The 23,369-nt window shown below is 56.3% G+C and carries 22 protein-coding genes and 1 tRNA gene; 13 read left to right on the top strand and 10 right to left on the bottom strand.

The features are described 5' to 3' along the window. Nucleotides 1–17 precede the first annotated feature (17 nt). From KCR01S_RS08125 to KCR01S_RS08135, 3 genes are all read right to left on the bottom strand, one after another. Nucleotides 18–1,259, bottom strand: coding sequence for an MFS transporter (locus KCR01S_RS08125; protein WP_061281950.1), 1,242 nt, complete (start codon nt 1,257–1,259; stop codon nt 18–20). 242 nt (nt 1,260–1,501) lie between these two features. Continuing rightward, entirely contained in the window at nt 1,502–2,893 is a 1,392-nt protein-coding gene (pheP, locus tag KCR01S_RS08130; RefSeq protein ID WP_061281952.1) for a phenylalanine transporter, read from the bottom strand. Nucleotides 2,894–3,038: 145 nt separating this feature from the next. After that, a complete protein-coding gene (locus KCR01S_RS08135; protein WP_061281954.1) occupies nt 3,039–5,225 on the bottom strand; it encodes a TonB-dependent receptor in 2,187 nt (728 codons plus the stop codon). 308 nt (nt 5,226–5,533) lie between these two features. Here KCR01S_RS08135 and KCR01S_RS08140 point away from each other — a divergent pair, with 308 nt between their 5' ends. After that, nucleotides 5,534–6,361, top strand: a complete 828-nt coding sequence (locus tag KCR01S_RS08140) for a DMT family transporter (RefSeq protein WP_072277120.1) — start codon at nt 5,534–5,536, stop codon at nt 6,359–6,361. A gap of 6 nt (nt 6,362–6,367) precedes the next feature. Here KCR01S_RS08140 and KCR01S_RS08145 read toward each other — a convergent pair whose 3' ends face one another. After that, nucleotides 6,368–7,321: a LysR family transcriptional regulator gene (locus KCR01S_RS08145; protein WP_061281956.1), complete on the bottom strand. Its 954-nt coding sequence runs from the start codon at nt 7,319–7,321 to the stop codon at nt 6,368–6,370. A 154-nt stretch (nt 7,322–7,475) separates the two neighbouring features. On the opposite strand from KCR01S_RS08145, the gene KCR01S_RS08150 reads away from it, so the two are divergent. Further along, nucleotides 7,476–8,732: a serine hydrolase domain-containing protein gene (locus KCR01S_RS08150; RefSeq protein WP_376781981.1), complete on the top strand. Its 1,257-nt coding sequence runs from the start codon at nt 7,476–7,478 to the stop codon at nt 8,730–8,732. 112 nt (nt 8,733–8,844) lie between these two features. Here the strand turns inward: KCR01S_RS08150 and sbmC are convergent, their stop codons facing one another. Both sbmC and KCR01S_RS08160 read right to left on the bottom strand, forming a co-directional pair. After that, a complete protein-coding gene (gene sbmC, locus KCR01S_RS08155) occupies nt 8,845–9,315 on the bottom strand; it encodes a DNA gyrase inhibitor SbmC (protein WP_061281961.1) in 471 nt (156 codons plus the stop codon). 150 nt (nt 9,316–9,465) lie between these two features. Beyond that, nucleotides 9,466–9,542, bottom strand: a tRNA-Arg gene (locus KCR01S_RS08160). A 255-nt stretch (nt 9,543–9,797) separates the two neighbouring features. On the opposite strand from KCR01S_RS08160, the gene folD reads away from it, so the two are divergent. From folD to KCR01S_RS08190, 6 genes are all read left to right on the top strand, one after another. Beyond that, nucleotides 9,798–10,664: a bifunctional methylenetetrahydrofolate dehydrogenase/methenyltetrahydrofolate cyclohydrolase FolD gene (gene folD / locus KCR01S_RS08165; RefSeq protein ID WP_061281962.1), complete on the top strand. Its 867-nt coding sequence runs from the start codon at nt 9,798–9,800 to the stop codon at nt 10,662–10,664. A 1-nt stretch (nt 10,665) separates the two neighbouring features. Next, entirely contained in the window at nt 10,666–10,878 is a 213-nt protein-coding gene (ybcJ, locus tag KCR01S_RS08170) for a ribosome-associated protein YbcJ (protein WP_061281964.1), read from the top strand. A gap of 150 nt (nt 10,879–11,028) precedes the next feature. Further along, nucleotides 11,029–11,550, top strand: a complete 522-nt coding sequence (locus KCR01S_RS08175; RefSeq protein ID WP_061281966.1) for a metal-dependent hydrolase — start codon at nt 11,029–11,031, stop codon at nt 11,548–11,550. A gap of 256 nt (nt 11,551–11,806) precedes the next feature. Next, nucleotides 11,807–12,640 (top strand): xanthosine phosphorylase, encoded by an 834-nt coding sequence (xapA, locus tag KCR01S_RS08180; RefSeq protein ID WP_061281969.1) that lies wholly within the window; start codon nt 11,807–11,809, stop codon nt 12,638–12,640. Between the two features lie 48 nt (nt 12,641–12,688). After that, a complete protein-coding gene (gene tsgA / locus KCR01S_RS08185; protein WP_061281971.1) occupies nt 12,689–13,894 on the top strand; it encodes an MFS transporter TsgA in 1,206 nt (401 codons plus the stop codon). A 23-nt stretch (nt 13,895–13,917) separates the two neighbouring features. Continuing rightward, complete coding sequence (locus KCR01S_RS08190; RefSeq protein ID WP_061282168.1) at nt 13,918–14,853, top strand: LysR family transcriptional regulator; 936 nt, start codon at nt 13,918–13,920, stop codon at nt 14,851–14,853. Between the two features lie 45 nt (nt 14,854–14,898). Here KCR01S_RS08190 and cysS read toward each other — a convergent pair whose 3' ends face one another. Beyond that, nucleotides 14,899–16,290 carry a cysteine--tRNA ligase gene (cysS, locus tag KCR01S_RS08195; protein WP_061281974.1) on the bottom strand — a complete coding sequence of 464 codons (1,392 nt, stop codon included), beginning with the start codon at nt 16,288–16,290 and terminating at the stop codon, nt 14,899–14,901. Nucleotides 16,291–16,476: 186 nt separating this feature from the next. Here cysS and ppiB point away from each other — a divergent pair, with 186 nt between their 5' ends. The 5 genes from ppiB (at nt 16,477) to mnmH (ending at nt 20,587) form a co-directional block, all read left to right on the top strand. After that, nucleotides 16,477–16,971 carry a peptidylprolyl isomerase B gene (gene ppiB, locus KCR01S_RS08200; protein WP_052283787.1) on the top strand — a complete coding sequence of 165 codons (495 nt, stop codon included), beginning with the start codon at nt 16,477–16,479 and terminating at the stop codon, nt 16,969–16,971. A gap of 3 nt (nt 16,972–16,974) precedes the next feature. Next, nucleotides 16,975–17,697 carry a UDP-2,3-diacylglucosamine diphosphatase gene (gene lpxH / locus KCR01S_RS08205; protein ID WP_061282170.1) on the top strand — a complete coding sequence of 241 codons (723 nt, stop codon included), beginning with the start codon at nt 16,975–16,977 and terminating at the stop codon, nt 17,695–17,697. A gap of 119 nt (nt 17,698–17,816) precedes the next feature. Then, nucleotides 17,817–18,326 (top strand): 5-(carboxyamino)imidazole ribonucleotide mutase, encoded by a 510-nt coding sequence (gene purE, locus KCR01S_RS08210; RefSeq protein ID WP_061281976.1) that lies wholly within the window; start codon nt 17,817–17,819, stop codon nt 18,324–18,326. Then, entirely contained in the window at nt 18,323–19,390 is a 1,068-nt protein-coding gene (gene purK / locus KCR01S_RS08215; protein WP_061281978.1) for a 5-(carboxyamino)imidazole ribonucleotide synthase, read from the top strand. Before purE ends, purK begins: the two co-directional genes overlap by 4 nt. Before the next feature lie 108 nt (nt 19,391–19,498). Further along, on the top strand, nt 19,499–20,587 hold the full coding sequence (mnmH, locus tag KCR01S_RS08220) for a tRNA 2-selenouridine(34) synthase MnmH (RefSeq protein WP_061281980.1): 1,089 nt from the start codon (nt 19,499–19,501) through the stop codon (nt 20,585–20,587). On the opposite strand, the gene KCR01S_RS08225 is transcribed toward mnmH, so the two are convergent. From KCR01S_RS08225 to KCR01S_RS08235, 3 genes are read right to left on the bottom strand one after another with little or no spacing between them, the layout of a single operon-like run. Beyond that, nucleotides 20,584–21,555: an ABC transporter ATP-binding protein gene (locus KCR01S_RS08225; RefSeq protein ID WP_061281983.1), complete on the bottom strand. Its 972-nt coding sequence runs from the start codon at nt 21,553–21,555 to the stop codon at nt 20,584–20,586. The genes mnmH and KCR01S_RS08225 overlap by 4 nt on opposite strands. Continuing rightward, complete coding sequence (locus KCR01S_RS08230) at nt 21,552–22,529, bottom strand: ABC transporter ATP-binding protein (protein ID WP_061281985.1); 978 nt, start codon at nt 22,527–22,529, stop codon at nt 21,552–21,554. Before KCR01S_RS08230 ends, KCR01S_RS08225 begins: the two co-directional genes overlap by 4 nt. After that, complete coding sequence (locus tag KCR01S_RS08235; RefSeq protein WP_061281987.1) at nt 22,522–23,367, bottom strand: ABC transporter permease; 846 nt, start codon at nt 23,365–23,367, stop codon at nt 22,522–22,524. The genes KCR01S_RS08230 and KCR01S_RS08235 overlap by 8 nt, the downstream gene beginning before the upstream one ends. Nucleotides 23,368–23,369 lie beyond the last annotated feature (2 nt).

Raw genomic sequence — 23,369 nt, forward strand, 5'->3', positions numbered from 1 at the left:
ACCCCCTCCTTAAACAATTACGCCTGCTCTTTTTCGTCGTATTTGAACGAGATCAGGAAAATAAAGGCAATCACCACCGCGGCAACCGCCGGGATCCACCAGAAGTTCACCCACGCCTGCGGTACGGTCTGCCCGGCCACCAGTTGGTTGTACAGCGCACCGGAAATTTGCGAGCCCAACAGCATGCCAATACCGTAGGTAAACATCACCACCATGCTCTGCGCCTGCCCTTTGACTTTCTCGCCCGCCACGCGGTCGGTGTAGATAAAGCCCACCACAAAGAAGAAGTCGTAGCACACGCCGTGCAGCAGAATGCCAAGGTACAGCAGGAAACGCGTCTCTTCATTGATGCCCAGCGCAAAGAACATGTAGCGCACGAACCAGGCCAGCATGCCGATAAGCAGCATGTACTTCACGCCCAGGCGGCGGAACAGTAGCGGGATAATCAGCATGAAGACGATTTCTGACATCTGACCAAACGACATCGCGGTGCTCACATCCGCCACGCCCGCATCTGCAAGATACGATGCGGTGTAGGCGTAATAAGTGCCCAGCGGGACCGAAATCAGCGTCGCGCAGATGGCAAATACCAGGAAGTGGCGAGTTTTCAGCAATGCAAACGCGTCAGCACAGAACAGATCGCGCAGCTTCAGCGGCTGCCCTTTTGCCGGTGCCGGCGTATGCGGCAGAGTCAGGCTGTAAACCGCCAACACGACCGAACACAGCGCGGCCAGCGTGAAAATACCCGTGGTGTCAGAAATGCCGGTCACACCGATAAAAATCCCGGCAATAATCCAGCCAATGGTGCCGAACACGCGCACAACTGGGAAAGTCTTGTCGATGTTGTTCAGGCTATGGAAGGCAATGTTGTTGGTTAACGCCAGCGTCGGCATATAGCAAAGGGTGTAACCAAACAACAGGCCAATCAGCAGCGCGCCATTTTGGGCCACCAGCGCCTGCGGGACAAACCACAGGATCACGGCCCCCAGCAGATGCATCACCGCCATCACCTTTTGCGATGGGAAGAAACGGTCAACCAGCATCCCTAAGACGAAGGGCGAAAGAATTGAGGCAATCGGCCCCGCTGAGAAGGCATCGCCAATCAGTAATGACATGTTGTGCTGGCTCATCACCAGCCCTAACGTCACAGACCAACTGCCCCAGATAAAAAACTGCATAAACATCATCAGCGACAGACGCGGCACCAGCAGCCGGTGCTGTACGCCGCTATTTTCCGAGCTTTGCGTTGTAGAGACCATGTTCTCACCCTCAAAGTAATCGATTACAAAAGTAGTTCAAAAAGAAAAGTAATCGATTACAAAAATAAGTTCGCCCATCGCAATGTAAATTTGCGAGAGCGCTCACGATTAAAAATCGTCCGCCGATCGCGGTAATGAACAGGGAGAGTTAGGATCCTGCCACTGGCAAGAGATCGGGTACAGGCGGTTCAGGAAGGCGAGAAACGGTACGGCGCTAACGGCCGTACCGCATTTCACGAGGATTACGCTTTGCGGCGCAGCGTCTTAAACGCAATAAACAGGAACAGCACCCACACCGGCAGCAGAATCGCCGACAGGCGCATGCCATCCATGGTGCACATCAGCACAAAGACCATCAACAGGAAAGCAATGCAGATGTAGTTGCTGGCAGGTGCCCACAGCGCTTTAAATTTCGGCTCGCGCCCCTTACGACGCATCGCGGCGCGGAATTTGAGGTGCGCCATGCAGATCATTATCCAGTTCAGCAGCAGCGTGGCCACCACCAGTGCCATTAGCAGGCCAAACGCTTTTTGCGGCAACAGATAGTTCACCAGTACCACCAGCGAGGTGATGGTTCCAGAGAGGATCAGCGAATTTACCGGTACGCCGCGACGGCTGACTTTAGTCAAAAAGCGCGGTGCGTTGCCCTGTACGGAGAGGCCAAACAGCATACGGCTGTTGGAATAGACGCCGCTGTTATAAACCGACAGCGATGCCACCAGAATGACGAAGTTCAGCGCCGATGCCACTAGATTGCTGTCCAGATTGTGGAAAATCATCACAAACGGGCTGCTATCAGACTTAATCTGCACCCACGGATACAGCGCCAGCAGGACGATCAGCGAACCGATATAAAATAGCAGGATACGATAAACCACCTGGTTTACGGCTTTCGGAATAGAGGTTTCCGGATCGCGCGCTTCTGCCGCCGTGATGCCGATAAGCTCCAGCCCACCGAAGGAGAACATAATCACCGCCAGCGACAGGATAAGCCCCTGCCAGCCGGTGGCAAAGAAGCCATCAAAGCGCCACAGGTTATCGATACCCGCGTGATCGCCACCTTTGCCGGAGACCAACATCCAGATACCAAAGCCAATCATGCCGATAATCGCCAGCACTTTAATCAGCGCAAACCAAAATTCCGTTTCACCGTACAGGCGTACGTTCACGAGGTTGACGGCGTTGATCAAGACAAAGAAACCTGCGGCCCATACCCAGGTAGGGATGTCCGGCAGCCAATATTGCATATAGATCCCGGCGGCAGTCAGTTCGGCCATACCTACCAGCACGAACATCACCCAGTAGTTCCAGCCAGACAAAAATCCGGCGAACGGCCCCCAGTATTTATAAGCAAAATGGGCAAAAGACCCTGACACCGGCTCTTCAACAACCATCTCGCCCAGCAGGCGCATGATCATAAAGGCGATAACGCCCGCAATGGCGTAGCCGAGGACCACCGCCGGGCCTGCCATCTGAATGGCCGGGCCGATACCGAGAAACAGGCCGGTACCGATGGCGCCGCCGAGGGCGATTAATTGGATATGGCGGTTTTGTAATCCGCGGTGAAGCGTCGGGCTAGTTTCCGACGAGGCATCCGGTTGATTCTGGCTGGATGCTGATGACGCGTTTCTCACGTCTAACCCCTGTAGCATAAATAGGAAGGGGCACCTTTTAACACTTAGCGCGGCTTGCCGCAAGGCAATCAGTACCCTGCCCCCTGTAGCAAAAAGCCCCGAAAAGCACCAGCTTTCGGGGCAATATCCCTATATTTGCAATGACTTAGAAGTCGTAGCTCACCGAGAGTTTTAGCGTACGCGGCTCGCCCTGATACAGGTAAACGCCGGTATCATCCACGCCGGACCAGTACTTCTCGTTGGTCACGTTGGTCACGCCCACGCGCCATACCAGGTCGTTTTGCTCCTGGTTCAGGTGCATACGGTAGCGCATGCCTAAATCCAACGTGGTGTAGCTATCCAGCTTCTTGGTGTTGGCGGAATCCGCATACTGCGAACCGGTATGGTTCACGCGCGCGGTTGCCGTCAGGCCATCCACCGGTTTGATGTCATATTCGGCACCCAGTACGGCGTAGAAGCGGGAGACACCGATAGCATCGTTGCCATCGTTGAGGCCGCCTTTCGTTTTGGTCATCTCCGGGTCAATCCACAGGGTGCTACCGTTCAGGCGCAGGCCAAACATCGGCTCGCCGAAGACGCTCAGCTCAAGGCCGCGGTTGCGCTGCTCGCCGTCCATACGGTAGTAGCCATCGTTGTCCAGCACGCCGGACGGTTTCTTAATCTGGAACAGCGACAGCGAACCGCCTACCCGTTGATAGTCAACCTTCACGCCCACCTCTTCCTGTTTGGAATGGGCAATGCCGATACTCTGGCCAAAGTTATTCGCGGTTTTCGGTGCGTTGCCGCCCGGCTGCAGCGCTTCGGTGTGGTTAGCGTACAGCGACACGGTTTCCCACGGTTTGTAGACCACGCCGAAAGTCGGCATCCAGCGGCTTTCCGTGAAGCTGGAGGTGGTGGTTTCCAGGCCGGTGGTATTGCTGTAGTTACGAATCACCACTTTCTGATGACGCGCGGCAGCGGTAAACAGCAGGCTGTCGTCGAAGAAGCCCAGCGTATCGCTGAACAGCCAGCCCTGCGTGCGGTTGCGTGCCGTGGTCAGCGGATCATGGTAGTTACCGCCAACCGAGGTATAAGCAGGCATGCTCACATCGTGGTTATTATAGATATTGACGTTCTTGTTGGTCTTAGCGCTCGACATACGCCAGGCGGTGGCGTCGCTGCGCATCTGCGCCGAGTAACCGATGTTAACCTTGTGAGACACTGCGCCGGTGTCAAAGCTGCCGCGAATACCGCCCATCCCACTGAAACTATCGATGATACGGTTAGTATCCATACTACTGATGGTGGCATCGCCGTTGATATTGGTCAGCTTCGGTGCGCCGTAGGTCCCTTCCTCATGCGCATGCTGTGCGCCTAAGGCCGCGTAGGTGGTCCAGTTATCGGTCAGGTCGTATTCCGCTTTGGCCATACCGAATTCATTTTCGATATCGCTGTAGCCCCATTTCTGCCCGGTATTTTTGGTGTTGCTTGGCACCTTCGGCACCTCGCTAATGTCGGCAAAGCCAATCCCCATCTCACCGCCGTGGAAGGTCTTTTTCTGGTAGCCAAAATCAAAAGAGGAACGGAAGCGATCGCCGCGGTAGTCCAGCCCCACCGAGGCCAGCGTGGTACGGCGATTGTCGTTATCAACGCGCCCTTCCCCCTCGCGGTGCAGCAGGTTCACGCGCGCGCCAAACTGGTTGTCGTCACCGAAGCGGCGGCCCAGATCCAGCGAACCGCCGACCTGCGAATCACCGGTATAGTCGACGCCAATACGCGTGGTCGGAATATCCTCAGCGCGCTTCGGCTCAAGGTTAATCATGCCGCCGACGCCGGAGCTGGCCGCCCCGTTCACCAGTGCGTTGGCCCCTTTAAAGACTTCGATACGCTCTAGCATCTGGGTATCCATCACCTGACGTGGCACCACGCCGGACAGGCCGCCCATGGTCATGTCGTCACCGTCGAGTTTAAAGCCGCGAATCCGGTAGGTTTCAGCAAAGTTGCCGTAGCCCTGCACTGCCTGTACACCGGCATCGTTTTTGACCACATCGGCAATGGTTTTCGCCTGCTGATCCTGAACCAATTTAGAGGTGTAACCGATGACGTTAAACGGTACGTCCATCGCTTTTTGCTCGCCCAGCATCCCGATGCGGCCACCGTGGGCAATTTGCCCATCAAGGTAAGCCGGAACCAGCTGTTCACCGCCGGGGGTAAAATCACCACTTGTCACGCCCTGTACGACCATGGTTTCGGTCTGGTTTTTCTTTGTGGTTGTATCGTCAGCGGTGGCAGCATAGGCGGCAGGTATGACGGCGCTGATTGCCAATGCCAGCGTCGAGAGTTTCATCGTCATGGGAGGAGTCCTTGGTATGCAATAAAAATTCACCGTCGGTACCAGCAGGTTTTTTGCAGCATCTCGCCCCAGAATTCCCCTGTGAAACATTCCTTACTGATGACTGGCCCAGTGGCATCAACGCGGTGAATAAAAAAGAGACTGAGAACTATACTCATTATCGTTTTATGATCAAGCGTAAAGAGATGTAACCGCCGCGATTGCCATGATGGCGCAAATGCTTGATTGCCCTTAGGTGCACAAAACGCGCGTGCGACAAACCGCGGCCTGCCGCATAATCTCGGCTACCGCTTTAAAAAGGAGCCCTCGTGCTGCTCAAAATTGTTCTTGCGATGGTCGCCTTTGCCGCCAATTCACTCTTGTGCCGACTGGCGCTTAAAGGGCTGCATATGGATGCGGTGTCGTTTAGCGGCGTTCGCCTACTGAGCGGCGCGGTAGCGCTGTATTTGCTGTTACAGCTGCCGGGGATGCGAAGAAAAACCGAATTTAATGTGTTGAACGCCGCGCTGCTCGCCGTGTACGTTTTCGCCTTCTCACTGGCCTATGTGTCGTTAACCACCGCGGCGGGGGCGCTACTGTTATTCGGCACTGTTCAGATAGTGATGAGCGGCTGGGGCCTGGCGCGAGGCGAGCGGCTCACCGGGCTGAAAAGCGTTGGCATGCTGGCCGCCATGGGCGGATTGGCGCTTTTGCTATTACCGGGCGCCGGCCATCCGTCCATCGGTGCGTCGCTATTGATGATGGTTTCCGGCGCGGCCTGGGCGGTGTACTGCATTACCGGGAAAAAGGTGCGCGATGCGGCGGCGGCGACCGCCGGTAATTTTATGCTGGCGGTGCCGATGGCCCTGCTAGTTTTCGCCTTTCACGGCATGTCGATTGAGGCCGATATCTATGGTGTACTGCTGGCGGTAACCTCCGGTGCATTGATGTCCGGTGGCGCGTATCTGCTCTGGTATTCGCTGCTGCCAAAACTCAGCCCCACCACCGCCAGCACGCTCCAGCTGAGCGTTCCCTGCCTTGCGGCGCTCGGTGGTTTGGTCTTTATGGGTGAAGCCCTCGATGGGCGGATGCTGCTGGCGATTGTTATCACCCTGTCCGGAATTGGGTTGGTGATTGCCGCCGACCGACGTCAATAGCGCACGCTATCGCTGTTCACCGCTGGGCGAGTTTGCATCCCGCCACAACGACGAGAGCCGGAGCAGCGTGTCGTCAATCAATACCCGCTTTTCACTACCCGGGCGCCAGAGGGTCACCATCGTCTGGCTGATGCCTTCATTGCCCACCACCGTTGGAACCACCGACACATTCTCCCAGCGCGATGCCTGAAAATGGGTGGGTAAAAATCCCCAGCCGCACCCGGCCTCAATCAAGCTGCGCAGCATCTCCAGTTCATTGGCCATAATCACATTGCCGGAAATTTGCAGCCGTCGCGCCATCGGGATATCGCTTGCCGAATGCATCACTACCTGCGGGGTAAGGGAAAGATCGAGCAGCGAACAGGGACGTACGACATCGGCAAAGAGGCTGTCGGCGGCGAAAAAATCCATATCGATGGTTCCCAGCGCGCGCCACTCCATCTCGTTACCAACGCTGTGATTATTGGCCTGAAAGAAGCCTAAGTCCGCATGTCCACTCGCCAGCGCCCGTTCCCCTTCCTCACGCGATGTGCATCGCAGGCTCAGACGAATATGGCGGTTCGCCATCTGGGCGATTAAAGCCTGTAAAAAACGTCGCGGGGTAAAAGGATCGTAGGCAATGCTCAGCTCCTGCACTTCAGTGGCCGGGACCTGACGGGCAAACTGCTCAAACGCGCGCGCCTGACGCATTAGCAGATGCGCCTGACGATGAAGCTGTTCACCCTGCGGCGTCAACTGTAGCGCTCGCCCCTGGCGGACAAAAAGCGCATAGCCGAGACCGTCCTCAAGAAGATCGATAAGATCGCGCAGCGTGGTGCGGTCTTTATCCAATTTACCGGCGGCCTTCACCAGGCTGCCGCACTCCGCGACGGTGGTGAACGCTTCAAGCTGCGAAAATGAGTAGGACAATGATGCCACACCGGTCTCCTTTGGCCGTTGTTGTGGGGGTTTTCCCCCCATAACGCGTTTTTTATTATAGTGCGCCGATTTTTATACTCAATCCGTCCTACCTCTACGCGGTAGAGACGAGTCTACGGGTATAACTAAAATCGAGAACACTATGAATAATAAACATAAATCCTTCCCTGCAAAGTCCTGTCTGTTAGCGAGCCTGATGGCCGCAACCTTTATCTCCGCGCCCGCCATGGCGGCCTGTGAGGGAACAGCGTTGACCGAATGCCCCGCGCCATTTGATGCCAAACTGCCGGATACGCAAAAAATGCTGACCTGGAGCCAGGCCGAGCGCGTTGTCGGCTTTCGCAATGATTATCGCAACTACAAAGGTGATGTCTTCCGCCATGGTAAAGCAACGCCGCTGGTAGCCGCCGATAAGCCGCTGACGCAGGCGAGCTATGAGGTAAACGGCAAGCAGTGGAATTTACAGGACTATCTTCAGCGGCAGAACGTCAGCGGCATGCTGGTGCTGAAAGATGGTAAGGTCGCGTTCAAATATCTGGCGGAGGGCAACACCGATACAACGCTGTGGACCTCCCGTTCAGTGGGCAAAGCGGTGGTCTCAATTCTGTTTGGCGCAGCGCTGAAAGAGGGAAAAATTCACTCAATGGATGACCTGGTGACGCAGTATGAACCGGACCTGAAAGGCACCGCCTGGGACGGCGTCACGCTCAAGCAGTTGATTCAGCACACATCGGGGGTGGCGTGGAACGAAGATTACACCAATCCACAGTCAGACTTCGCCAAACTGACACAATGTGAGGCGCATCCAGGTGCCTATGAATGCGTACGTACGCTGGTTTCCGGCCTGAAGCGCGCGCATCCAGCAGGTGAAGTCTGGTCATACTCTTCCGGCGGCGCCTGGCTGCTGGGCGATGTGCTGGAGCGCGCAACGGGCATGACGCTCGCCGGCTATCTGCAGCAGACTATCTGGCAACCGTACGGTATGGCTAATGACGGCGTATGGCACGCGTATACTCAAGGGCAGCATGACGTCGGCGCGCACGGCTTCAACGCCACGCTGGAAGACTGGGGCCGCTTCGGAGAGTTTGTTCTGCACAACGGCCGCCTGCCAAACGGTAAGCAGGTTCTGCCGGAAAACTGGGTCGCGCAATCAGCCAACTGGAACACGGCGCAAAAATCGGTATCCGCCGCGCATCCTCAGGGAATTTATGGCTACCAGTGGTGGAATAATGAAGTGCCCGCCAATGCAAAAAACGTGGTGCCAACGGCCAGGGATTCGCTGAAAGGTTCCATGTGGGCGCTGGGGATTTTTGGTCAGATGATCATGGTCAACCGCGCAGAGAATCTGGTGATCGTCCAGTGGTCAACCTGGCCACAGGCGGAGCCATCGTTCAGCGCACAGCCGCTTGAGGCCTCACTGATGTTCAGCGCGATGGCCAACGCACTACGCTAACCGCAGAAGCCCTGTGCGCATTATCGGAGATTCATCGTCCTGAATCATCGTTCGCTACAGGGAGCGTCAGCTCACAACGCCAGAGCCGCCAACGCGCTCTGGCGTTTTTGGGTTATGACTTCGGTTCCACCGCGACGAACATTTCAATATCCCAGTAGCCGTCTTCCGCCCCGTTATTGTGGTAGATCTCAAAACAAGGTTTAGCCACCATCCGGTGCTTTTCGTCTTTCAGGACGCTGTCAAAGAACTGGTACCACGGCGTGGAAAAGTCATGATCAATCACCCGCGCACGTGCCGCCGCGTATAATCCCCCCGCAACGTTCGCCGTCATCACGCCTTCACTATTGGCCGGTAGGACAAAATCGTCGGCCACCGAAACTACCGTATCGCAGCGCAGCTTTTCTGCCGGCACTTCGTCCGGATTATCATAATAAACGGCGAGCCACTCCTGGGCGGGAATCTGTTGACCGTCGACCCACTTCATCAACAGTTCAAACCCTTGTTTGACCGTTTGTTCCCACGGTCCAACCATATGAAAACCTGCGATTTTGCGCGGCTCAACCTGCTTAATCTCGTAGTCCATACTGCCTCCGTTACCATACTGTAATTTCATACAGTATAATTTGAGTTTTCGCATTTCGACAAACGAACAGTGAACATTATGTGAGCAGATTCGCACTCTTGCCAGGGAGCGTATAACGAGGTGAGAAAACTGGGGGAGTTAACAAGAAAATGGTGCGCCCTGCAGGATTCGAACCTGCGGCCCACGACTTAGAAGGTCGTTGCTCTATCCAACTGAGCTAAGGGCGCACTGGGGGAAGCCAAAAACTTCCTGATGGGGTGAAGCGCGTGGAATTATACGGTCACTGACCGATGAGTCAATCCATTTCCTCGTGAAACCTGCGTTGAATGCGGCGGTGGATAAAGTCGCGCCAACAATCGCTCAACAGTTCAACAAAACCACTTTCCGTGGAAAACTCGCAAACGATAACTGACAGCGAGCCTCGCATCTGACAAAATATGTACATCCCCCCTTCGTGAATCACAGATGGAATCATTTCCCTGATGGCAGCAAAGATTATTGACGGTAAAACGATTGCGCAGCAGGTGCGCTCTGAAGTTGCGGAAAAAGTGAAGGCTCGCGTTGCGGCCGGAAAACGCGCTCCTGGGCTGGCCGTTGTGTTGGTTGGTAGCAACCCCGCATCGCAAATTTATGTCGGCAGCAAGCGCAAAGCCTGCGAAGAGGTGGGCTTCATCTCCCGCTCTTACGATCTGCCGGAAACCACCAGCGAAGCTGAACTGCTGACGCTGATTGATACCCTGAACGCCGATACCACCATCGACGGTATTCTGGTCCAGCTTCCGCTGCCAGCCGGTATCGATAATGTAAAAGTCCTCGAGCGTATCGACCCGGATAAAGACGTAGACGGCTTCCATCCGTACAACGTGGGTCGCCTGTGCCAGCGCGCGCCGCGCCTGCGTCCGTGCACGCCGCGCGGTATCGTCACGCTGCTTGAGCGTTACAACATCGACACCTATGGCCTGAACGCCGTGGTGATTGGCGCATCCAACATCGTTGGTCGCCCGATGAGCATGGAGCTGCTGCTGGCCGGCTGCACCACCACCGTCACCCACCGCTTCACCAAAAATCTGCGCCACCACGTGGAAAACGCGGATCTGCTAATTGTGGCAGTCGGAAAACCTGGATTTATCCCGGGCGAGTGGATTAAAGACGGCGCCATCGTGATTGATGTCGGGATTAATCGCCTCGAAAGCGGTAAAGTAGTCGGCGATGTGGTGTTCGACGATGCCGCCGCGCGCGCATCTTACATCACCCCGGTACCGGGCGGCGTTGGGCCAATGACCGTCGCCACCCTGATTGAAAACACCTTACAGGCTTGTGAAGAGTATCACGACGTGGAGAAGGCATAAGATGGCAACATTTTCTTTGGGTAAGCATCCGCATGTGGAACTCTGTGACTTACTGAAACTGGAAGGCTGGAGCGAAAGCGGTGCACAGGCGAAAATCGCCATTGCCGATGGCCTGGTGAAAGTTGACGGCGCGGTGGAAACCCGCAAGCGCTGCAAAATTGTCGCCGGCCAAACCGTCAACTTTGAAGGCCAAAGCATTACCGTTATTGCCTGATTTTCCAGGTAAAAACGTCAGCTGACCAGTAGCCCGGCGATGCAACGCAACGCCGGGGTTTTCTTACCTTATTTTTAAGACTATCCCCCTGCTGCATTTGCGCCGTTTTCCGTTAATACTCTGTTTTTTCTTCCTGAAAACGGACACCCGATGCCAACAATTATCACCCATGCTGCCGTCCCCCTGTGTCTTGGTTTAGGACTGGGCACGCGCGTCATTCCGCCGCGACTGCTGCTCGCAGGCGTCGCCCTGGCGATGCTGCCCGACGCCGATGTCCTCGCCTTTAAGTTTGGTATTGCCTACGGCAATATTTTCGGCCATCGCGGCTTTACCCACTCGCTGCTGTTTGCTTTTGTGGTACCGCTAATTTGCATAATCGTCGGTCGACGATGGTTTCGTGCGGGACTCATACGCTGTTGGTTATTCTTAACGGTCTCGCTACTGTCGCATAGTCTGCTGGATTCCATCACTACCGGCGGTAAAGGCGTCGGCTGGCTGTGGCCGTGGTCAGATGAACGATTCTTCGCGCCGTGGCAGGTGATTAAGGTTGCACCGTTTGCGCTCTCGCGCTACACCACGCCGTATGGGCATCAGGTGATTATGTCAGAGCTAATGTGGGTATGGCTGCCTGCGGTAACAGTGATGGGATTGCTGTGGTGGCGGCGTCGATAGCACGCGCAGAGAGCCAGACATCGCAAAAAACACCGGGCGGCCAAAGTGAAGCACATCACAATTCACAACGCCCGGAGAGTGCATTTCCGGGCATTCATCCCAACATATTATTTGTAATGCATTGAATTACCGTCGTTAAATATTATCCCCTGCGCAATTAATTCGATTTAAATATCAATATCGCCAGTTATCGAATTGGATTGGCAATCAACGGCTCCCCAGAATAACGCAAAACATCCCTGATTCTGGAGCCCGTATGTCATCGTCAATTCTTAACAATGCCCCCTATGAAGCGGTCGAAATCCTTCGCGCCGCAAAGCCGGGTTTTAGCCCGCGCATTGCGCTCATCCTCGGTTCAGGTCTTGGTGCGCTGGCCGATGATATGGATGACAAAACCATGCTCTCTTATGAGGATCTGCCCGGCTTTCCGGTGAGCACCGTCATCGGCCACGCCGGTGAGATTGTGATGGGGACGCTGCACGGCGTACCGCTGATCTGCATGAAAGGACGCGGCCATTTCTACGAAGGTGTAGGTATGGGCATCATGACCCAGGCCGTCCGCACCTTTAAGCTGCTCGGCTGTGAATTTATGTTCTGCACTAACGCCGCGGGCTCCCTGAATCCAGCGATTCCCGCCGGCAGTCTGGTGGCATTAAACGACCATATCAATACCATGCCGTCCACGCCGATGGTCGGCCCGAATGACGACCGTTTTGGTCCGCGCTTCTTTAGCCTGGCAAATGCCTACGATAAAGCGCTGCGCGCACGACTGCATCAAACGGCGAAAGGTCTTGAAATCGCGCTGCACGAAGGGGTCTTTGTCTCCTATCCGGGGCCAAACTTCGAAACGGCAGCGGAGATCCACATGATGCAGCGCATGGGCGGCGACGTAGTAGGTATGTCGGTCGTGCCAGAAGTGATCGCCGCGCGCCACTGTGGCCTGAAAGTGCTGGCGGTTTCCGCCATTACCAACATGGCGGAAGGACTGAGCGACGTAGAACTCTCGCACGAACAGACGCTGAAATGCGCGGCGATGGTGACCGGCGACTTTATCCGCCTGATAGGTCAATTCATCAAACAGTATGCCTAATTCCTCATTCATCGGCGGGCGGTTCGCTGCCTGCCCGGAGAGATGTTTATGTCAGACGCTTCATATTCTCGTCCTAATTTAAACGCCGTCTCGTACCTGAGCTATTACTTCGTTGGCGCACTGGTCTCCACTCTCGGCATCGTCCTTGGCCCGCTGTGCGCCGCTTTTAATAAAGATCCCAGCTTTATCGGCCAGGTCTTTACGCTGATGAACATCGGCATGTTTATCCCTATCATGCTGGGCGGCATTCTGATGCGCAAATGGGGGCTACAAAAGCCGCTGGTGATTGCCGCCGCGCTGACGGTGCTTATCAGCGCTGTCCTTTTCGTCGCCCCCACGCTGACGATGTTCAGCTTCGCCGTCGCCGGTATCGGTGCCTGTGGCGGGATTTTCATGACCATTGGCAGCTATCTGGTCGTCCGCATTAATCCGGATGAAAAGAGCCGTTCATCAAGCCTTATTTTTACTGATTTCTTCTTCAGCCTTGCCGGGGCGACGCTCTCTTTCCTGCTGGCCTGGCTGTTCCGCATGGGTGCCAGTTGGGTGGCGATGTACGGGATTATGGGCGGCTTGGGCGCGTTGATGCTGGCGCTGACCCTTCGCTGCCGCTTCCCGACAACCGAAGCGGCGGCGGCGCAACAACACAGCACGAGCGCCGCGCGCGAGCCGTGGGGCGCGTCAATTTACTTAATCTGTTTTGCCCTGTTCGCCTTCCTGCTGGCCGAGCCGATTTTCACCATGTGGACACCGGGCTATCTGCAATCTCGTTTCCATATTCAACCGCAGGACGCAGCGCTGTACACCACCGTGTACTGGGTGGCGAAAGCAATAGGTCTGTTCCTCAATCAATTTACCGTGAAGTGGATGAAGCTGCGCACCTTCCTGCTCGGCTGCACCGGAATCGGGCTAATAGCCATTGTAGTCATTGCTAACAGCAGCAATACCACCTTGATTCTGCTGGCCTGCGCCATCTTCGGTTTCTTCAATTCCGGGCTGTTTTCCGGTTTGATGAGCTACGGCTCGCTGCAGGTTAACCAAAGTTCCCCGACGCTCATCTCCGCGTTGCTGACTTGCGGCACGGTGGGCACGCTGCTGTTCGCCAGCATCTCTTCGCTGGTCAACGCTCGCTACGGCCTACACGGCGCGTTGAATACCGCCACATTCTCTTACGCCGTCCTGCTGGTCGTTCTGGTTATTGCCATTGTGTGTAGCCGTGCGGAACGCCTACACGCCCCTGCACAGGCGGCCGTTTGACAACAAAAAAGGAGGGCGGCATGATGGCCTTCCCTCCTCTTTTTCCCAAGCAAACCATGACCGATGCTCTGACGAATAATCGTATTAATATCCGCGCGCTGCGCTATTTTCAGGTGCTGGCCGAAGAGCTGCATTTCGGACGTGCGGCGGCCCGGCTGAACATTTCTCAGCCGCCGTTGAGCATACAAATTAAAGAGCTGGAAGAGACGCTGGAAACCAAACTGTTTGAGCGAACCAGTCGTCGCGTGACGTTAACTCGCGCAGGCCAGGTTTTAAAAACCGAGGTAGACCGCATCCTCAATGCCACAGAACATTCACTCAACTATGTTCGGCAAATTGGCCGTAGCGCAAATCAACACATCAGTATTGGCATTATCGGCAGCGCACTGTGGGGGACGTTACTGACGCGGCTCAAAAGTTTTAAGGCGCGCTATCCTGATGTGGAGTGGAGCCTGCACGAACTGTCGCAGCATAAGCAAATTGCCGCCCTACGAGCCCGCACGATTGATATCGCGATTAACCGTAACGTGCTGCCCTATGCTGAAGAGCATATTCGGAATCAGCTCATCGCGCATGAATCGGTCGCGCTGGCCGTGCCGGAAAACGATCCGCTGTGCCAACGGGGTAAGGTGCCTTTAACGGCCCTCTCCGGTAGACCGCTTATCTCACTGGCCTTTCATCAAAGTGACTTTGCCCGCCAGCTCCAGGACCACTGCGTGGAAGCCGGATTTTATCCGCTGATCGCCCACCAGGTGAATGAGCCACAAACGGCGTTAGCGCTGGTGAGCGCAGGAATGGGGGTATCGCTGCTCCCGGAAACCTGCGGACTGATCCACTGGCCGGGGGTGCGTTTTCTGGCGCTGGAAGAGGCCGTACCGGCCGATCTTTATGCGTTGTGGTATGACGAACCGCTGTCAGATCTTCTTACAGAGTTTATCGCGGGGCTACAGGGGCGTTAGTCCTGGAGGGAAAGCCCCTCTCCCCGATGGAGAGAGGGGAAGAACTTACTTACGGCGCCAGGTGGTGCCCTGTGGACCATCTTCCAGCACGATACCCATCTCGTTGAGACGGTCACGCGCGGCGTCGGCAGCGGCCCAATCTTTGGCTTTACGCGCGTCCAGACGCTGCTGGATAAGCGACTCGATTTCCGCCACTTCGCTATCGTCAGCCTGGGCACCGCTTTGCAGGAACACTTCAGCATCCTGCTCCAGCAGGCCCAGCACGGCGGCAAGCGTCCGCAGGCAGGTCGCCGCGGAGTTTGCTTCTTCGCTATTGCCCGCCTGTTTGGCATTGTTCACTTCTTTGGCTAAATCAAACAGCACCGCGTAGGCCACCGGCGTGTTGAAATCGTCATCCATCGCTTCTTTGAAGCGCTCGACATACTGCGCGCTACGCGCGAATTCAACGTCGGAATGTGCCGTGCCGCGCAGCGCGGTATACAGGCGCTCCAGCGCGGAACGGGCCTGCTTCAGGTTGTCTTCGCTGTAGTTCAGCTGGCTACGATAGTGGCCGGACATCAGGAAGTAACGCACGGTTTCGGCGTCGTAATATTTCAGCACATCGCGCACGGTAAAGAAGTTGCCCAGCGATTTTGACATCTTCTCGCGGTCAACCATCACCATTCCGGAGTGCATCCAGTAGTTAACGTATTCGCCATCGTGCGCGCAGGTCGACTGGGCAATTTCGTTTTCATGGTGCGGGAACATCAGGTCGGAGCCGCCGCCGTGAATATCAAAATGGTTGCCCAACTGTTTGCAGTTCATCGCCGAACATTCGATGTGCCAGCCCGGACGGCCTGCGCCCCACGGGGACGGCCAGCTTGGTTCGCCCTCTTTCGACATTTTCCACAGCACGAAGTCCATTGGGTTGCGTTTAACGTCAACCACGTCAACGCGGGCCCCGGCCTGCAGCTGATCCAGATCCTGGCGCGACAGCTTGCCGTAATCGGCATCGGTTGGAACATCAAACATCACGTCACCGTTGTCCGCAACATACGCGTGGCCTTTAGCAATCAGCTGTTCGGTGATTTCGATGATTTCAGCAATGTGATGGGTCGCGCGCGGTTCGCTATCCGGACGCAGAATATTCAGCGCATCGAAATCTTTGTGCATCTCAACGATCATGCGATCGACAAGCGCGACAAAGCTTTCGCCGTTTTCGTTGGCACGTTTGATGATTTTGTCGTCGATATCGGTGATATTGCGCACGTACTTCAGCTTATAGCCGAGAAAACGCAGGTAGCGTGCCACCACGTCAAAGGAGACAAAAGTACGGCCATGGCCAATATGACAGAGATCGTAAACGGTGATACCACACACGTACATGCCGACTTCACCGGCGTGAATAGGCTTAAATTCCTCTTTTTGGCGCGTCATTGTGTTGAAGATTTTTAGCATCGAGAATTCCATGTTTACGTGTGTGAACCGGGCTTTCGCCTGAAACGGTATATTCTACCCGTAATTCAACCCGGAAGCAGCACACAATGCAAGGTGATCGATGTCGTCGGTTATGCTATAACAAGCACCTATATGCCGCTAAACTGCGGGCTAAAGCACCACTCTAATACGGAACAGGATGCAGAAATGGTTACTTTCCACACTAATCACGGCGATATCGTCATCAAAACGTTCGACGACAAAGCGCCGGAAACAGTTAAAAACTTCCTGGACTACTGCCGCGAAGGTTTCTACAACAACACGATTTTCCACCGTGTTATCAATGGCTTTATGATTCAGGGCGGCGGCTTCGAGCCGGGCATGAACCAGAAAACCACCAAAGAGGCTATCAAAAACGAAGCGAACAACGGTCTGAAAAACACCCGTGGTACGCTGGCGATGGCCCGAACTCAGGCTCCGCACTCTGCGACCGCACAGTTCTTCATCAACGTGGCAGACAACGACTTCCTGAACTTCTCCGGCGAAAGCCTGCAGGGTTGGGGCTACTGTGTCTTCGCTGAAGTCGCAGAAGGCATGGACGTTGTTGATAAAATCAAAGCAGTCTCTACCGGTCGTAGCGGCATGCATCAGGACGTTCCTAAAGAAGACGTTATCATCGAAAGCGTGACCGTCAGCGAGTAATTGGTGGCGACACTCTTTATTGCAGATTTGCATCTGCAAACAGAAGAACCGGCGATTACCGCCGGTTTTCTGCGTTTTTTAGCCGGTGAAGCGCGCGGCGCCGATGCGCTGTATATTCTGGGCGACCTGTTTGAAGCCTGGATTGGCGACGATGATCCGAACCCGCTGCACCGGGAAATCGCTACGGCAATCAAAGCATTAGTGGATTCCGGCGTTCCCTGCTATTTCATTCACGGCAACCGTGATTTCTTGATCGGCAAGCGTTTCGCTCGTGACAGCGGCATGCAGCTGCTCCCCGAAGAAAAAGTCCTGAATCTCTACGGTCGTGACGTGCTGATTATGCATGGTGACACTCTGTGTACCGACGATCCCGGTTATCTGGCGTTTCGTGCCAAAGTTCACACGCTGTGGATCCAAACCCTGTTCCTTGCCCTGCCGCTGTTTATCCGTCGCCGCATTGCGCAGAAAATGCGTAACGACAGCAAAGCCGCTAACAGCAGCAAGTCGATGGAGATTATGGATGTGAACCCGCAGGCGGTTGTGGCGGTGATGGAGAAACATCGCGTCCAGTGGCTGATTCATGGGCATACCCATCGCCCGGATATCCATACCCTTAGCGCCAACGGCGAAACGGCACACCGCGTAGTACTCGGCGCCTGGCATCACCACGGCTCGATGGTGAAAGTGAGCCGCGAAGACGTCGAACTTATCCCCTTCCCGTTTTAATTTTTCCATCTGATTCCCCCTACCCAAGGCTACGCAACCGTTTTCCTTGCCCATTTTCCGTGTTATTCTCTGTGGCCTCTAACGTCGTGTGCAGCACACCCACAGGAGTTTTAAGACGTATGTCTTCCCGCAATAATCCGGTACGTATCGCCATCGTGATGGGGTCCAAAAGTGACTGGGCAACCATGCAGTTCACCGCAGAAATCCTCGATATTCTGAATGTTCCTCACCACGTTGAAGTGGTTTCCGCCCACCGCACCCCCGATAAACTGTTCAGCTTCGCCGAAGAAGCCGAAAGCAACGGTTATCAGGTGATTATTGCCGGTGCCGGCGGCGCTGCGCATTTACCCGGTATGATTGCAGCCAAAACGCTGGTCCCGGTACTGGGTGTTCCGGTACAGAGCGCGGCGTTAAGCGGCGTTGATAGCCTCTACTCTATTGTGCAAATGCCGCGCGGGATCCCGGTTGGCACGCTGGCAATTGGCAAAGCAGGCGCCGCCAACGCCGCCCTGCTCGCCGCCCAAATCCTCGCACAGCACGACGCAGAACTGCATCAACGTTTGCAGGACTGGCGTAAAGCACAGACCGACGAAGTGCTGGATAATCCCGATCCGCGAGGTGCGGCATGAAACAGGTTTGCGTACTCGGCAACGGTCAGCTAGGCCGGATGTTGCGCCAGGCCGGTGAGCCATTGGGTATTGCCGTCTGGCCCGTGGGTTTAGAAGCCGACCCGGCCGCCGTGCCGTTTCAGCAAAGCGTCATTACCGCTGAGATTGAACGCTGGCCGGAAACCGCGTTAACCCGCGAACTGGCGGAACATAAAGCGTTCGTTAACCGCGACGTATTCCCGATTATTGCCGACCGTCTGACGCAAAAACAGCTGTTCGATAAGCTTGGCCTCGCCACCGCGCCATGGCAACTGCTGGCGAACGCCGGTGAATGGCCAGCGGTCTTTGACCGTCTGGGCGAGCTGGCGATCGTGAAACGCCGCACTGGTGGCTACGATGGCCGCGGCCAGTGGCGTCTGCGCGCTAACGAAACCGCTCAGCTACCGAACGATTGCTACGGCGAGTGCATCGTTGAGCAAGGCATTAATTTCTCTGGCGAAGTGTCATTAGTCGGCGCGCGTGCGCACGACGGCAGCACCGTGTTCTATCCCCTGACCCACAACCTGCATCAGGACGGGATTCTACGCATGAGCGTCGCCTTCCCGCAGGCAGATGCTCAGCAGCAAGCGCAGGCAGAAACGATGCTTTCCGCCATTATGCAAGAGCTGAACTATGTGGGCGTGATGGCGATGGAGTGCTTCGTAACGCCTGCCGGTCTGCTGATCAACGAGCTGGCCCCGCGCGTGCACAACAGCGGCCACTGGACGCAAAACGGTGCGTCCATCAGTCAGTTCGAACTGCACCTGCGCGCCATTACCGACCTGCCGTTACCGCCGCCGGTGGTCAATAGTCCGTCAGTGATGGTTAACCTGATTGGCACCGACCTGAACTATGACTGGCTGAAGCTGCCGCTGGTGCACCTGCACTGGTATGACAAAGACGTTCGCGAGGGCCGTAAAGTGGGTCACCTGAACCTCAATGACAGCGATACCGGCCGTCTCGCCGCTACGCTGGAAGCGCTGGTTCCGCTGCTGCCGGCCGAGTACGCCAGCGGAATTGCCTGGGCGCAAACGCGGCTGAAATAGGCCTTTAGTGCCGGGGAAAGCAACTTACGCTTCCCCGGCCCCCTCCTTGAAGCGTAAAATCCCGCCGTAACCGCAATACCCCCACTTTGTTCACAGAAGGATTTCCCCATGAATAATGGGACGGATTACTGCGCCATTCTGCGCGCGGAAACGCCCATCATTGACGTTCGTGCACCGGTTGAGTTCGCTCAGGGCGCAATGCCCGCCGCCGTTAACCTGCCGTTGATGAACGACGAAGAGCGCGCCGCCGTTGGCACCTGCTATAAACGCGAAGGGGCAGACGCCGCGCTGGCGCTGGGGCATAAGCTGGTTGCCGGCGACACTCGCCAGCAGCGCATTACGGCCTGGCTGGACGCCTGCCGTGACGCACCGAACGGCTACCTGTGCTGCGCCCGCGGCGGGCAGCGTTCGCATATCACACAAAGCTGGATAAAAGAGCATGGCATCGACTATCCGCTGATCGTTGGCGGCTATAAGGCCCTGCGTCAGGCGGCGATTAAAGCTACCGAAGAACTGGTCCGCCATCCGATAATCCTTATCGGCGGCTGCACCGGTAACGGCAAAACGCCGCTGGTTCGCCAACAGCCGCAGGGGATCGACCTCGAAGGGCTGGCTCATCATCGCGGTTCTTCGTTTGGCCGCACACTCAATGCGCAGTTCTCCCAGGCCACTTTTGAGAACCATCTGGCAACGGCGCTGCTGCAAGGCGCGCATGAACAGGATCGCGTTCGCTGGGTGCTGGAAGATGAGGGCCGGATGATTGGTGCCAACCATTTGCCGGAATGCCTGCGCGATCGTATGGCGCAGTCGCCTATTGCGGTGGTGGAGGATCCCTTCGATCTCCGTATTGAGCGGCTGCGGGAAGAGTATTTCACCCGCATGCACCATGACTTCTTCGCCGCCTACGGTGAAGAGCTGGGCTGGCAAGAATATAGCGCTTACCTGCATCACGGCCTGTTCGCCATCCGCCGTCGCCTGGGCCTACAGCGTTTTGCCGAACTGACCGCCACGCTCGATGCGTCGCTGGCCGAACAGCGGCGCAGCGGCTCCACCGAAGCGCATTTCGCCTGGCTGGTGCCGCTGCTTAACGAGTATTACGACCCGATGTACCGCTATCAACTGGAGAAGAAAGCCGACAAGATTGTCTTCCGTGGGACATCAGAAGACGTCATGAGTTGGCTCTCTTCGCACCCTTAAGCCTTAAATAGCCAGCAGGCCGCAAAGTGACGTGGGGCGATTTCCCGCATCGGCGGCTCCTGCTGCTGGCACTGCGGCATCACCTGCGGGCAGCGGCTGCAAAAACGGCAGCCGCTCAGCTCCGCCGTTGGGCTGGGGATTTCGCCCTTTAAGCCACCGTCGTCCAACTGCTGAATCCGCGGATCGGCCACCGGTACCGAGGCCAGCAGCGCCTGCGTATACGGATGCGCCGGGCGCTGATACAGCTCGCCCGCGGGTGCCACTTCCACCAACTTACCGAGATACATCACCCCAATACGGCTGGAAATATGCCGCACCATCGACAGGTCGTGAGCGATAAACAGATAGGTCAGCCCCAGCTCCTGCTGCAGATCCTGCAAAATGTTCACCACCTGCGCCTGCACCGACACGTCCAGCGCCGACAGCGGCTCATCGCACAGCACAAACTCCGGACGCACCGACAGCGCGCGGGCAATGCTAATACGCTGGCGCTGTCCGCCGCTGAACTCATGGGGGAAACGGGTCAGATGCTCAGGCTTGAGCCCCACTTTGTAGAGCATTTCCTCGGCGCGCTCGCGCTGGGTATGGGCGTCATAGCCGTGAATTTTCATCGGCTCCGCCACCAGTTGTTGTACCGTCATGCCGGGGTTAAGCGACGACCACGGGTCCTGGAAAATAGCCTGCATCCGGCGACGTAACGGCTTGAGCGTTGCCTCCGACGCCTGCGCAATATCCTGCCCGGCGAATTCAATGTCACCCGAGGTGATATCAAACAGCCGCAGAATCGACCGCCCGACCGTTGATTTACCGCAGCCGGACTCCCCCACCAGGCCGAAGGTTTCGCCCGGCTGAATATCAAAGCTGACGCCATCAACGGCTTTGACTACCCGTTTCTGGCTGAAGATGCCGCCGTTGAGGGCATAATGTTTTCGCACCTCACGCAAACGAATTAACGGTTCCTCCTTCATGCCGATACCTCCTGTTCTGCCAATAACCAACACGCGACCCGATGGCCTTCACCGCATTGACGAAACGCCGGCTGCGCCGCGCACTGCGGCATACGCTGCGAGCAGCGTTCAGCAAACGGGCAGCCCGGCGGCGGGTTCAACAGCCCCGGCGGGGAGCCTTCAATCGGCGACAGTCGGTGCTCCGGGTCATCGGCACGGGGTAACGAAGCCAACAGCCCTTGGGTATAAGGATGCGCCGGACGCAGGAAAATATCTTCGGCGCTGCCCTCTTCCATCACCAGCCCGCCGTACATCACCACCACGCGGCTGCACATCTGCGCCACCACGCCAAGGTCGTGGGTAATCAGTAAAATCGCCGCCTGAGTTTGCTGCTGCAGCGATTTCAACAGCCGCAGAATTTGCGCCTGAATGGTGACGTCCAGCGCGGTGGTCGGCTCGTCGGCAATCAGCAACTGCGGGTCACAGGAGAGGGCGATAGCAATCATCACTCGCTGGCGCATACCGCCGCTGAATTCATGCGGATACTGCTTAAAGCGCCGCGACGCGTCGGCAATGCCAACGCTTTCCAGCATCGCCAGCGCTTTTTGGTTGGCAGCTTTGCGGCTTAGCCCTTTATTGCGCATCAGGATTTCCGTCATCTGCCGGCCAATCGTCAGCACCGGATTGAGCGCAGTCATCGGATCCTGAAAAATCATCGCGATGTCATTACCGCGTATTTGCCGCATCTGCTGCGGCGTTTTTTGCGCCAAATCGTCACCGCGAAAGCGTACGCTGCCGCCGGTGATTTTGCCGTTATTGCCCAGCAACTGAAGAATCGATTTACAGGTTACGCTTTTGCCGCACCCGGACTCTCCGACGATACCGACCAACTCCCCCGCGTTAAGCGCAAAACTGACGCCGCGCACCGCGTGAACTTCCCCGTCACGGGTGAAAAATGAGGTTTGCAGATTATCGAGCTCAAGTAAGTTATGCATCGCGGTTGGCCCCCGGTTCGAAGGCGGTGCGGAACACGTCGCCGAGTACGTTAAAGCTAAAGACTGTCAGCAAAATCAAAATGCCCGGGAACATAGCCAGCCAGGAGGCCTCGCCGATATACGACTGGGCGTTATTGAGCATACTGCCCCACGATGCGGCGGGCTGCTGGACGCCAAGACCAAGGAAGCTCAGCGTCGACTCCATGAGAATCGCCGAAGCAATGTTGAGCGTCGCGGCCACGATAATCGTCGGCAGTACGCCGGGAATAATATGCCGGACTATAATGCGCAGCGGATTCTCCCCGGAGGCACGGGCGTAAAGCACGTATTCACGCTCCTTGATAGACAGGGTTTCCGCACGCACCAGCCGCGACATGTTCATCCACGTCAACAGGCTGATAATCATAATGATGTTGTCCACACCCGGCTTCAGATAGGCGTTCAGCACCAGCAGCAGGAAAAAGGCCGGGATCGCCATCAGAATATCGACGGCGCGCATCATCAGGTTGTCCAGCCAGCCGCCAAAATAGCCGCTAATAGTACCCACCACCGTGCCTATCAGTGTGGAAAACAGCATCGCCAGAAAGCCAACCATCAGCGAGATTCGGCCACCGGAAAGCGCGCGGGTGAAATAGTCGCGGCCATATTCATCGGTGCCAAACCAGTGCGCGCCGTCGGGCGGCAGCATGCGTGCGGCCAGCGACATCTGGTCCGGATCGTATGGGCTTAAACCTGCGGCGAGCGCCGCGACCACAAAAATAAACAGCACCAGCAGGGAAAACTGCGCCGGACGATTGCGGCGGAGCTGGTGGCGAACGTTTTGCCAGCGTCGATTCATCG

Origin of the sequence: Kluyvera cryocrescens NBRC 102467 (genome assembly GCF_001571285.1) — a bacterium.
In the GTDB taxonomy this organism is placed as follows: Bacteria; Pseudomonadota; Gammaproteobacteria; order Enterobacterales; family Enterobacteriaceae; genus Kluyvera; species Kluyvera cryocrescens.